10 protein-coding genes are annotated in these 12,400 nt (G+C 70.0%); 7 read left to right on the top strand and 3 right to left on the bottom strand.

The window, feature by feature from the left end; genetic code table 11:
* Positions 1-92: 92 nt before the first annotated feature.
* The 7 genes from B9N97_RS03450 to B9N97_RS03420 all read left to right on the top strand — a co-directional run bounded on the left by B9N97_RS03450 (position 93) and on the right by B9N97_RS03420 (position 8,698).
* Complete coding sequence (locus B9N97_RS03450; protein WP_085083427.1) at positions 93-587, top strand: GFA family protein; 495 nt, start codon at positions 93-95, stop codon at positions 585-587.
* Positions 588-599: 12 nt separating this feature from the next.
* A complete protein-coding gene (locus tag B9N97_RS03445) occupies positions 600-1,322 on the top strand; it encodes an extensin-like domain-containing protein (RefSeq protein WP_085083425.1) in 723 nt (240 codons plus the stop codon).
* Positions 1,323-1,435: 113 nt separating this feature from the next.
* Complete coding sequence (locus tag B9N97_RS03440; protein WP_085083423.1) at positions 1,436-1,927, top strand: BLUF domain-containing protein; 492 nt, start codon at positions 1,436-1,438, stop codon at positions 1,925-1,927.
* Between the two features lie 109 nt (positions 1,928-2,036).
* Positions 2,037-3,473 carry a mechanosensitive ion channel family protein gene (locus B9N97_RS03435; protein WP_085083421.1) on the top strand — a complete coding sequence of 479 codons (1,437 nt, stop codon included), beginning with the start codon at positions 2,037-2,039 and terminating at the stop codon, positions 3,471-3,473.
* 297 nt (positions 3,474-3,770) lie between these two features.
* A complete protein-coding gene (locus tag B9N97_RS03430) occupies positions 3,771-5,546 on the top strand; it encodes an N-acetylglutaminylglutamine amidotransferase (RefSeq protein WP_085083419.1) in 1,776 nt (591 codons plus the stop codon).
* A 124-nt stretch (positions 5,547-5,670) separates the two neighbouring features.
* Entirely contained in the window at positions 5,671-7,431 is a 1,761-nt protein-coding gene (ngg, locus tag B9N97_RS03425; protein WP_085083417.1) for an N-acetylglutaminylglutamine synthetase, read from the top strand.
* Between the two features lie 208 nt (positions 7,432-7,639).
* Entirely contained in the window at positions 7,640-8,698 is a 1,059-nt protein-coding gene (locus B9N97_RS03420; protein ID WP_208621141.1) for an osmoprotectant NAGGN system M42 family peptidase, read from the top strand.
* 35 nt (positions 8,699-8,733) lie between these two features.
* On the opposite strand, the gene B9N97_RS03415 is transcribed toward B9N97_RS03420, so the two are convergent.
* The 3 genes from B9N97_RS03415 to B9N97_RS03405 form a co-directional block, all read right to left on the bottom strand.
* Complete coding sequence (locus B9N97_RS03415) at positions 8,734-10,407, bottom strand: ATP-binding response regulator (RefSeq protein WP_085084626.1); 1,674 nt, start codon at positions 10,405-10,407, stop codon at positions 8,734-8,736.
* Between the two features lie 107 nt (positions 10,408-10,514).
* Complete coding sequence (locus tag B9N97_RS03410) at positions 10,515-11,255, bottom strand: response regulator transcription factor (protein ID WP_244560536.1); 741 nt, start codon at positions 11,253-11,255, stop codon at positions 10,515-10,517.
* Between the two features lie 23 nt (positions 11,256-11,278).
* The gene (locus B9N97_RS03405) at positions 11,279-12,355 is read right to left on the bottom strand and encodes a chemotaxis protein CheB (protein WP_208621140.1); all 1,077 of its coding nucleotides are present in this window, start codon (positions 12,353-12,355) and stop codon (positions 11,279-11,281) included.
* Positions 12,356-12,400 lie beyond the last annotated feature (45 nt).

The following is a 12,400-nucleotide window of genomic DNA, read 5'->3' as shown; positions in this document are numbered from 1 at the left end:
TTTCCGCTGCGTTCCGTCGATGGGGCGCTGTCAAACGGCGGCGGCGGTCCCATCTGGTGCGGGAGTGGGCATCAATTGCGGAGACCCGTGCCATGAAGCTTTCCGGTTCCTGCCGCTGCGGCGCAGTCCGCTTCACGCTGAGCTCGCCGACGCCGGTGCCCTACATGCGCTGCTACTGCACGATCTGCCGCAAGAGCGCCGGCGGCGGCGGATACGCCATCAATCTGGGCGGCGACGCCGACACGCTGGAGGTCGAGGGGCGCGAGAATGTCGCGATGTGGCGGGCGCCGATGGAGGACCCCGACCATCCGGGGCAGACCCACCTCGGTCCGTCGCACCGGCATTTCTGCAAGCAGTGCGGCACGGCGCTGTGGGCGGAGGACCCGGCCTGGCCGGAACTGGTCCATCCCTTCGCCTCGGCCATCGACACGCCGCTGCCGACGCCGCCGGAACGGGTCCACATCATGCTGGACTTCAAGGCGCCGTGGGTCGAGGTGCCGAGCGGGCCGAACGAGGTGCATTTCGCCCGCTATCCGGAGGAATCGCTGGAGGACTGGCACCGGCGGCACGGGCTGCTCGACCGCTGACGGCGGTCGGCGATGGCGAGGCTGTTGCGATGGCTGGCGCTGCTGGTCCTGCTGGCGCTGGCCGGTGCGGCGGCGGGGGTGTGGGGCGGGCTGATCGTGGTGCCGGCGCGCTATGATCCATGGGCGCGGCTCGATCTGCGGGCGGAGCCGGATTGGCTGACCGGGTTCAAGCTGTCGCGGCTGGAGCGCGAGCCGGAGCAATGCCGCGCGGCGCTGGGCGAGACGGGGCTGCGCTTCACCGCCCTGCCCGACCGCGATTCCGATGAGAATTGCGCGCTGCGCGGCGTGGTGCGGGTGGCGCGGTCGGATGTGGCGTTCAGCAGCGGCTTCATCGCCACCTGCGGGCTGGCCGCCGCCTGGACCCTGTTCGAGGCGAACGCCCTGCAGCCGGCGGCGGAGCGGCATTTCGGGCAGACGGTGGCCAGGGTCGAGCATCTCGGCACCTATGCCTGCCGCAACGTCTATGGCCGGACGTCGGGGCGGCGCAGCGAGCACGCGACCGCCAACGCCATCGACCTCGCCGCCTTCGTGCTGGCCGATGGGACGCGGGTGGGCGTGCTGGGCGACTGGGACGCCAAAGGCGGCAGCGGGGGCGACGGCCGGAAGGCGGCCTTCCTGCGCGATGTGCGCGACGGCGCCTGCCGGTTTTTCGACGTGGTGCTGGGGCCGGACTACAACGAGGCGCACCGGAACCACTTCCACCTTGATATGGGCGCATTCAGCACCTGCCGTTAAGGACCACCCGGTTTGGGATATGACCAGCGGCTGCGACACCGGTTCTACGAAAGAAAGGGTTACCACGCGCCGGTTTCCTCGCCATTTTCATAAGTAAAAATGGGAGGAGCGCCATGCTGACCCTGCTCTATCGAAGTGATGCGGTCTCTTTGCTGCCTTTTTCGGCACTGGCGGACATTTGCGTACGAAGTTCCGCAAAGAACCGGCGTCTGGGCATCACCGGCTTCCTCATCGAACATGAGGGCACGTTTCTTCAGGTGCTGGAGGGCGAACCGGACGCTGTGAACGGGCTCTTCGACCGCATCTCGCAGGACGAGAGGCACTGCAACATGGCGGTGCTGGGCCGCTGGGAGCGGACGGGCCGATCCTTCGGCTTCTGGGCGATGAATTTCGGGCCGCTCGACGATCCGTCCTTCTGGGAGGGCGAGTTCGCCGACCTGCGCGACGGCGACGCCTTCCGGCGCAGGAGCGGCGATCCCGACACCGCGCTGGCGGTGCTGTGCCGTGCCTATGCCTTCGCCGGCATGGTCGCGGGAACCGATCCGGTGATCGGCGGCTTCGTGATGGGATACCCGTGGGCGCTACAGGGTCCGGCGGGCGTCTGAACCGTCAAGCATCTGATTCAATTGAGCCCTTGACGGGAGGGCGCGTGCTCGTGCCATCGTCGCCCCTCGCCCGGCCGTGGATGGCCGGCGGCCGAGGAGAAGCCCGTCGATGAACGCCTTGCGGCGTCTGTCCGCCCCTGCCCTGGTCCTGGCCCTTCTGGCCGCGCTGGTCGCCGCCAAGCCCTGGCTGCACGGCCACCTGGAACCCTACGTCGGGCTGCCGCTGAGCGGCGGCTTCGACATCGTGGTCGCGTCGGCCGCGTGGCTGGTCGCCGCCTGGGGCGGGGCGCGGGTGATCGACATGCTGGCGGCGGGCAACGGCGGCCGGCCGCCGCGCATCCCCCGGCTGCTGGCCGACCTGCTGCGCTTCTTCGTCTATGGCGTCGCGGTGCTGGCGATCCTGGCCTTCGTGCTGGAACAGCCGGTGACGGGGCTGCTGGCGACCTCGGGCGTCGCCATCGCCGTGCTGGGCTTCGCGTTGCGCAACATGATCGCCGACATCTTCGCCGGCATCGCCCTGAACATCGAACATCCCTACCGGCTGGGCGACTGGCTGGAGCTGTCGCCCGGCGTGGCGGGGCGGGTGGACGAGATCAACTGGCGCGCCACCCGGCTGATCGCCAGCGACGGCACCGCCATCGTCGTGCCGAACGGCATCGTCGCCGGCAGCCGTTTCGTCAATTACAGCCGTCCCAACCCGGCCTTCCGCGCCTCGGTCCCGATCCTGCTGGACCAGGAGGTGCCGGTGGAGCGCGCCAAGCGCATCCTGCTGTCGGCGATGCTCTGCGCCGACGGCGTGCTGCCCACGCCGCGGCCGGACGTGATCGTCGAGGCGGTGACGCCCAACGGCGTGTCGTATCTGGCGCGCTTCTGGACCGACGACGGCGGCCGGGTGTCGCTGGTGCGCGACGCCGTTCTGACGGCGGTGCTGTCCAACCTCGCCCGCGCCGGGATCGAGCCGGCCCGCCCCAAGCAGGAGGTCCGCCGCCGCCAGCCGGGGCCGCCCGACAGCGGCACGCTGCGGCGCGGTCTGCTGCGCCAGTTGGAACTGTTCGACGCCTTCGACGACAAGGAGGTCGACGCGCTGGCCCAGGCGATGCGGCAACTCCACATCCCCGCCGGCACCGCCGCCGTCCGCCAGGGCGATGCCGGCGAATCGCTGTTCGTCATCGCCGAGGGGGTGTTCGACGTCCAGGTCGCCGCCAGCAGCGCCGCCGACGCGGAGGACGGTCAGCGCTCCGGCGTGGTGCATCTGACGCGGCTGCGGCCGGGCGACCTGTTCGGCGAAATGTCGCTGCTGACCGGGCAGCCGCGCAGCGCCTCGGTCGTCGCCTGCACCGACGCCGTGGTGTTCGAGCTGGCCCGCGGCCATCTCGACCCGGTGCTGCGGCGCCGTCCGGAACTGGCGGAACGGCTGGCGGAACTGATGGCCGAACGCCAGACCCGCAACGTCAGCCAGTCCAAGCGCCAGCAGGGCGCCACCCCGCCGCCGCCGGCGGAATCGCAGGCGCTGCTGGCACGTCTGCGGGGCTTTTTCGGGCTGTAACCGGACGTTTGCGACCTTCGGTTGCTGGCAATCGCCGGCTGTAATCCCTATCTTTTCGGCTCCGGCCCACAAGAGGCCGGCTGCGAGCGGTTTTGTCCGGCGGGCTTCTTCATGGAACCTCGGGCGGTGCGCGGCGTTATGGCGCGCGGGTGCCGGAAACGATTTTCCGGATCGGAGCATCATCGATCGCTCGCAACGGGTGGCGGCCGCATTCCGCAGCCGGCGCCCCCGGTGTTTGGCCCTTCTTGCGGGTCGAGCGCCCCTTCGTCCTGAACCAACGAGGAGGCTCGACAGCCGATGTGCGGACTGAGTGGTGAAATTCGTTTCAAGGCCGGCGAGGCGGCCAGCACGGTGGCGGTCCAGGCCATGTGCGACAGGCTGGCGCCGCGCGGGCCGGACGGCCACGGCCTGTTCGCCCATGGGCGCGTCGCCTTCGGGCACCGCCGGCTGAAGATCATCGATCTCAGCGAGGCATCGCAGCAGCCGATGGTGGATGCGGCCCTGGGGCTCGCCATCGTCTTCAACGGCTGTATCTACAATCACCGGGATCTGCGCGAGGAACTGGTCGGGCTCGGCTACCGCTTCTTCTCGGAGGGCGACACCGAGGTCCTGATCAAGGCCTATCACGCCTGGGGGCCTGATTTCGTCAAGCGCCTGAACGGCATGTTCGCCTTCGCCATCCATGAGCGCGACAGCGGCCGGGTGGTGCTGGGCCGCGACCGGCTGGGCATCAAGCCGCTGTATCTGGCGGACATTCCCGGCGGCCTGCGCTTCGCCTCCTCGCTGCCGGCGCTGGTGGCGTCGGGCGGCATCGACACCGACGTCGATCCGGTGGCGCTGCACCACTACATGAGCTTCCACGCCGTCGTCCCGGCGCCCTACACCATCCTGAAGGGCGTGCGGAAACTGCCGCCGGCCACGGTCATGATCCTGGAGCCGGACGGCACCCGGCGCGAGAACACCTACTGGTCGCTGACCTTCGGGCCGCAGTCCGGCGACGAAGGGCGCGACTTCGCCGACTGGCGCGAACTGGTGCTGGAGACGCTGACCCGCGCGGTGCGCCGCCGGCTGGTCGCCGACGTGCCGGTGGGCGTGCTGCTGTCGGGCGGGCTGGACAGTTCGCTGATCACCGCGCTGCTGGCCGAGAACGGGCAGAGCGGGCTGAAGACCTTCTCCATCGGCTTCGAGACGGTGGGCGACGAGCGCGGCGACGAGTTCCAGTATTCGGACATCGTCGCCAAGCATTTCGGCACCGACCACCACCGCATCTTCGTCGACAGCGCCCGCGCGCTGCCGGAGCTGACCGACTGCGTCCGCGCGATGTCGGAGCCGATGGTCAGCCACGACAACATCGGATTCTTCCTGCTGTCGCAGGAGGTGGCGAAGCAGGTGAAGGTGGTGCAGTCGGGCCAGGGCGCCGACGAGGTGTTCGGCGGCTATCACTGGTATCCGCCGCTGCTGGAAAGCCGGGACGCGGTGGGCGATTACGCCCGCGTCTTCTTCGACCGCGATCAGGCCGAGATGGCGGAGGCGCTGGACCCGCGTCTGGTCGGCGAGGACCATTCCCGCCGCTGGCTGGAGCAGCGCTTCGCCATGCCCGGCGCCGACCGGCCGGTGGACAAGGCGCTGCGGCTCGACACCACCGTCATGCTGGTGGACGATCCGGTGAAGCGCGTCGACAACATGACGATGGCCGCCGGACTGGAAGCGCGCGTGCCCTTCCTCGACCATGAGCTGGTCGAGCTGGCCGCCCGCATCCCGGCGGAGATGAAGCTGCCGGACGGCGGCAAATACGTCCTGAAGGAAGCCGCGCGGCGCGTGGTGCCGGCGGCGGTGATCGACCGGCCCAAGGGCTATTTCCCGGTGCCGGCGCTGAAATACCTGCGCGGTCCCTTCCTGGAGCGGGTGCGGGACGTGCTGAACGCACCGGCGGCGCGGGAACGCAGCCTGTTCCGGCGCGAGTATCTCGACCGGCTGCTGGCCGATCCGGAAAGCCACATCACGCCGCTGCGCGGGTCGAAGCTGTGGCAGGTGGCGCTGCTGGAATTCTGGTTCCAGGAACAGGGCCTGTAAGCGGCCGTCTTCACGGCCATCACAAACGAAGAACGCTCCGCCGGCACGTCCGAGCGCGGGACCGAACCGCGTCCCCGGATGTTGCCAATGCGAGGAGCCGCATCCGACGATCAGGGGGATTCCAATGAGCTACGCCCGCGTCAAACCGCACCGGCTGGAACGCGCCGCCAGCGCCACCCTGCGCCACACCCGGCGCTATACCGGCCGTCCGCCGGCCGGAGAGACCGAGGCCGACGCGCCGCGCGCCGACGTGGTGGTGGATTGCGGATGGGGCCGGCTGATCTTCGCCCACACCTTCGACGATCTCGACCGCATGATCGAGACGCTGCGGCAGGAAGCGCCGGGCACCCGCGACATCGTGTTCTATCTGCAGGACCCGCATGTCGCGCTCTCCCGCGCGCCGCAGGAGCTGTTCCTCGACCCGTCCCACACCTTCCGCCTGTGGCTGACCGATTACCGGCCGTCGCGGCGGCGGCCGAAGGGCTACAGCGTCCGCCGGCTGCGCACGCGCGAGGATGCCGAGGGGGTGCAGCGCATCTATGCCCGGCGGCGGATGGTCCCGGTCTCCTCCTCCTTCCTGGTGGCGTCGCGCAACAGCCGGGTGCTGACCCATTTCGTCGCCTGCGACGACGCGACCGGCGAGGTGATCGGCTCGGTGACGGCGGTCGATCACGCCCATGCCTATGGCGATCCCGAGAACGGCAGTTCGCTGTGGTGCCTGGCGGTCGATCCGCAGGCGTCGTTTCCGGGGATCGGCGAGACGCTGGTCCGCACGGTGGCGGAGCATGTGCAGGCCCGCGGCCGGGCCTTCCTCGACCTGTCGGTGCTGCACGACAACGAGAACGCCATCGCGCTCTATGAGAAGCTGAATTTCCGCCGGATCCCGGCCTTCGCGCTGAAGACCAAGAACCCGATCAACGAACGGCTGTTCACCGGCCCGCTGCCGGGCGAGCGGTTGAACCCCTATGCCACCATCATCGTCAACGAGGCGCGGCGGCGCGGCATCGGCGTCGATGTGGTCGATGCAGAGGCCGGCTATTTCTGCCTGACCTGGGGCGGGCGCAGCGTGGTCTGCCGCGAATCGCTGAGCGAGCTGACCAGCGCCGTCGCCATGAGCCGCTGCGACGACAAGGCGGTGACCCGGCGCGTGCTGGAACGCGCCATGCTGAACGTGCCGGCCCAGGCGGTGGCGGGGAGCGCGGAGGAGAACGCCGCCTTCCTGGCGACGCACGGCCGCGTCGTGGTCAAGCCTGCCCGCGGCGAGCAGGGGCGCGGCATCACGGTGGACGTGCGCGACGCCGAGACGATGGAAAAGGCCATAGCCTCGGCCCGCCAGCATTGCGACACGGTGCTGCTGGAGCAGTTCTGCGAGGGGCAGGATCTGCGGATCATCGTCATCGACAAGAAGGTGGTGGCCGCCGCGGTGCGCCGCCCGGCCGAGGTCACCGGCGACGGCACCCACAGCGTGCGCGAGCTGATCGAGGCGCAGAGCCGCCGCCGCGCCGCCGCCACCGGCGGGGAAAGCCACATCCCGATGGATTCGGAGACCGACCGCTGCCTCGCCGCCGCCGGCAAGAGTCTGGACGACGTGCTGCCGGCCGGCGAGGTGCTGCCGGTGCGCAAGACGGCGAACCTGCACACCGGCGGGACGATCCACGACGTGACCGACAGCCTGCACCCGGAACTGGTGGAGGTGGCGACGGTGGCCGCCCGCGCGCTGGACATTCCGGTGGTGGGGTTCGACCTGCTGGTGGGATCGCCCGACCGGCCGGGCTACGTCTTCATCGAGGCGAACGAGCGGCCCGGCCTTGCCAACCACGAACCGCAGCCGACGGCGGAACGTTTCGTCGACCTGCTGTTTCCCCAGACGCGGGGGGTGCTGTAGGGGAGTTGTCGCGTCGGGTGCCCCCTCCCCATCCCTCCCCCGCTCTCGGCCGGCCAAAGGCCGGTCCGATCGCGGGAGAGGGGGCAGGACGCTTGCAGGAGTGATGCAAAGGAGCGGCGGCAGTCCCCTCTCCCTCGAAGAGGGGGAGGGTTAGGGAGGGGGCAATCGTCGCAACAACTCCCACCGCCAGCAGGAGGTAAATCCAACCATGGCCGTGCCGCTGCCCATCGACATGGGCTATGTCACCGACATCCTCTACCGGCTGCTGACCACGCCCAGCCCGACCGGATACACCACCGACGTGGTGCGGCTGTGCTGCGCCGAGCTGGAGCGGATGGGCATCCATTACGAGCTGACGCGGCGCGGCGCCATCCGCGCCGACCTGAAGGGCGTGCGGGCCAGCCCCGACCGGGCGCTGGTCGCCCATGTCGACACGCTGGGCGCCCAGGTGAAGATGCTGAAGGACAATGGCCGGATGGAGCTGGTGCCGATCGGCCACTGGTCGTCGCGCTTCGCCGAGGGGGCGCGCTGCACCGTGCTGACCGACCGGGGCCCGTGGCGCGGCACCATCCTGCCGCTGAAGGCCTCGGGCCACACCTTCAACAAGGAGGTCGACACCCAGCCGGTCACCTGGCAGCAGGTGGAACTGCGTGTCGACGCCCCCTGCCGCAACCGGGCGGAGCTGGAGGAGAACGGCTTCAACATCGGCGACATCGTCGCCATCGACCCGCAGCCGGAATTCCTTGAGAACGGCTTCATCGTCTCGCGCCATCTCGACGACAAGGCGGGGGTGGCGGTGATGCTGGGCGCGGCGAAGGCGGTGGTCGATGCCGGGGCGGCGCTGCCGGTCGATTGCCACCTGCTGTTCACGATTTCCGAGGAGGTCGGGTCCGGTGCGTCCTCGATCCTGCACCAGGACGTGGCGGAGATGGTGACCATCGACAACGGCACCACCGCCCCCGGCCAGAACAGCAGCGAATACGGCGTCACCATCGCCATGGCCGACAGCACCGGCCCGTTCGACATGGCGCTGACCCACTCGCTGATCACGCTGTGCAAGGCGCAGAACATCCCGCACCAGCGCGACGTCTTCCGCTATTACCGCTGCGACAGCGCGTCGGCCATCGAGGCCGGCAACGACATCCGCACGGCGCTGGTCTGCTTCGGCATCGACGCCTCGCACGGCTACGAGCGCATCCACACGAACGCGCTGGAAAGCCTGGTGCGGTTGCTGGTGCTGTATCTGCAGAGCCCGCCCAGGGATTGAGGGGCGGGATTGACGGGCGGGATTGAGGGGGACGCTCAGCAGCCCGCCGTCCCGTCCCGCCGCACCTCCTCCAGCACGCGGCGCAGGTCGCCGGGGTGGAGGGGCTTGTGCAGGAAGGCGCAGCCGCGGCGCTGGCCCTCCAGCAGGGATTCGGGCGCGGTCTCGCCGGTCAGGACGACCGCCGGGATGTTGGCCTTGAACAGCTTGCGCACACGGTCGATCACGTCGAAGCCGGAAACTTTTCCCGGCAGGCGCAGGTCGGTCAGGATGGCGTCGGGTGGACCCTCCAACCCATCGACGGCGGCGAACACCTCGCGCATGTTGGATGCGGAGACGAAGGCGCAGCCCCAGCTTTCCAGGGTCAGCAGCAGGCCGGACAGGACCATGCTGTCGTCGTCGACCACCAGGATGCGCATGCCGTCCAAGGGCACGGCCGCCGCCCCGTGGTCGGAGGATGCCGTCGCGGACGGGGCGTCGGCGAGCGCCCCCTCCCCCTCCAGCCGGTCGACGGTGACGGCGAAGACCGAGCCGCGGCCGGAGCGCGACCGCACGTCGATGGGCGCGCTCAGCAGCACCGACAGGCGCCGCACGATGGCGAGGCCGAGGCCGAGGCCGCGCGTCGGATCGCGGGCCGGGTTGGTCAGCTGGTGGAACTCGTCGAAGATGACGTCCAGCTTGTCCTGCGGGATGCCGAAGCCGGTGTCCCACACCTCGATCCGCCACTGGCCGTCGCGCTCGCGCAGGCCCAGCAGGATGCCGCCGCGCTGGGTGTAGCGGATGGCGTTGGCCAGTAGGTTGCGGACGATGCGGCCGAGCAGGACCGGGTCGCTGCGGGTGAAGGCCTGGCAGGGCAGATGGAGGCGCAGGCGCAGGCCCTTCTCCTCCGCCTGGGGACGGAATTCCTCGGCCAGCGATTGCAGCATCGCGTCGAGCGACACCGGCTGCAGGTCGGCCTCCACCGTGCCGGCGTCCAGCGTCGAGATGTCGAGAAGGGCGTTCAGCAGCTGCTCGCCTGCGGTCATGGCGTTGGCCAGCATGCCGGCGGTGCGGCTCGCCCGCGCGTTGCCCTCCACCTGGGTGGTCAGGGCGTCGAGGAACAGGCGCATCGCCTGAAAGGGCTGGCGCAGGTCATGGCTGGCCGAGGCCAGGAAGCGGGAGCGCGCCGCCGTGGTGCGCGCCACCTCCGCCCGCATCGCCTCCTCCAGCTTCGCGATGGCGCCGTCCATCGTCGCCGTCGCCAGCACCCCCACCACGCGCCCGTCGACCAGCAGCGGCGTGGCGCGCAGGCTCAGCGGCGGTTCGGTCGGCAACTGCAGCGGGGCGCCGTCGGGCGGCGTGGCCGAACCGCCGGTGCCTTCCACCCCGTAGAGCGGGCGGAGCGCGTCGGCCACCGCCGCCCAGCCGCCGGGCAGCAGGGTCGGGCCGCTTTCGTCGCGGGTGGCGGCGCGCGGATGGTTCAGCAGGGTGGCCAGCGCCTCGTTGCAGCGGACGGCGGCCATCTCCGGCCCGCCGATCACCAGCATGGTCGGCACCGTTCCGGCCGCGCAGACCCGGCGCGCGTTGTCGAGACACTCGCGATAGCGCTGATCGGTCGGGGACATTGGGGTGGCCGAAGATCGGTGCATCGCGTCGGGGTCTCTCGCGTCGGTATCGCCGGTGATCGGGGCGGGGATCGGGATCTCGTGGAACGGCTGGAGGCTGATCGCCATCGTGTTGGGCACCGGCACCGGTCGGACCGTGGGACAGTTTCAGAAAGTCCGCAGAGAATAAACGGACAAGCCGGCTTTCGAAATCACACGATGGCTCTACTCCCTTCCTATGCGGAAGGTGCAGGCTTCGGCCGCCGCATAAGATGATCCTCCACAAAGTATTTGCGACGGAGAAGCGCCATCAGGCGGGTCTTCAGGACATCCATCTCCTGCGCCTTTCCAACGAAATCGTCGGCACCGGCATTCAAACTGATCATCAACTGCTCCTCGTCGTCCTGGCTGGTCAGGATGACGATTTGGAAGAACAGGCCGCGCTGGCGCCGGAACCTGTCGAATCGTTCGCAGAGCTGGGTGCCGCTGGTGCCCGGCATCACGAGGTCGAGGATGACGCAGTCGAGCCCGCCGCCGGCGAGCGCAGTCACCGCCTCGTCGGCGTTGCGGGCGGCGGTGACGGTGCAGCCCTCCTGCTCCAGCTCGGCGCGCAGGAACTCGCGGTAGGTCGCGCTGTCGTCGACGATCAGAATGCGGGCGCGGCGGAAGATCTCGGGCACGGTCGGCGGGGCGCTGCGCCGCTCCATCAGCGCGCAGGCCGCCTCCACCAGCGCCTTGGGGTCGGAGGGGTCGTGCTCGCCCTCACCACGGCCGAGCACCATGACGGCGGCGTCGCTGCGCGCGCGCAGGTCGGCAAGGCCGGAGGGGCCGGCAAGCTCGCCCTCGACGATCAGCAGGTCCTGCGCGGTGCCGGCGATCTCGGCCAGGGCGGGTTCGACGCCTTCGACACAGACGGTCTCGACGCCGCGCTCCTCCAGCAGGAGCTTCAGCAGAAGGCCCTGCGTCTGGGAACCCATGACTACCAGGCTGCGGAGTCCGTTCATGGCGCCATCTTATCGTCGGAGGTCAGTTGCAGCAGCCGTCCGGCCACCCGGTCGAGAGGCAGTTCCTCCACGGCGCCGCCCAGGCGCACGGCGGTGCCCGGCATGCTGTGGATCACCGCCGTGGAGGCGTGTTCGGCTATGGTGTAGGCCCCCATCCGGTGCATGTCCACCAATCCCCTCGCCCCGTCCTCTCCCATGCCGGTCAGCAGCACGCCGATGCCGGAGGCGCCATAGGCGCGCGCCATCGACTGGAACAGCACCTCTCCCGACGGTCGCTGGCCGCACACCATCGGGTCGCCGGACAGGCGGATGGCCCCGTTGTCCACCAGCATGTGCCGGTCGCCCGGCGCGACATAGACCGTGCCGGGGCGCGGCTTCGCCCCCGCCTCGCCCAGCTGCACCGGCAGGGACGAGACGGTGCCCAGCCAGTTGGCGAAGCCCTCCATGAAGGGGGCGCCCATATGCTGGACCACGAAGACCGGCAGCGGGAAGCCGGCCGGCAGCTCCCGCAGGACCTTGGACAGCGCCGCCGGCCCGCCGGTGGAGGCGACGAGACCCAGCCCGCGGAAGCGGCGGATGCGGCCGTCGGCCGTCACCGCCGCCTCGGGCAGGCCGCCGTCCGGGGATGGGGTTTCGCCGTTCGCACCGGGCGGGCGGGCGGCCCGCGCGGTGATGCGGTGGCGGATGACCTTCACCTGGCTCATGATGACCAGCTGGGTGCAGAGATGGTGCGCCACCGTCTGGTAGTCGGCGCGCGCCATGCTGCCCGGCTTCTCCACCACCGCCAGCGCGCCGGCCTGCAGCGCCCGCATCGGGATGTCGAGGTCGCGCACGTCGGACGCCACCACCACGATCGGCAGCGGCGTCTGCCGCATGATGCGGCTGGTCACCTCGAAGCCGTCGATGCCCGGCAGGCGGATGTCGAGCGACACCACGTCGGGGGCGTTCTTCTCGATCATGCGCAGCGCCTGCTCGCCGCTGGAGGCGATGCCCGCGACCTCCAGCCGCGGGTCGGCGCCGATGACGTGGCTGAGCAGCTGCTGGATGACCGGGCTGTCCTCCACCACCAGCACACGGATACGACGGTTTCCGACGGTGGGAGATCCGGAGTGCGACGC

This window comes from Azospirillum oryzae (assembly GCF_900177515.1).
GTDB classification, from domain to species: Bacteria; Pseudomonadota; Alphaproteobacteria; order Azospirillales; family Azospirillaceae; genus Azospirillum; species Azospirillum oryzae_A.
The sequence above is the reverse complement of the archived record's forward strand: the minus strand, read 5'-3'. Positions and strand labels throughout refer to the sequence as shown.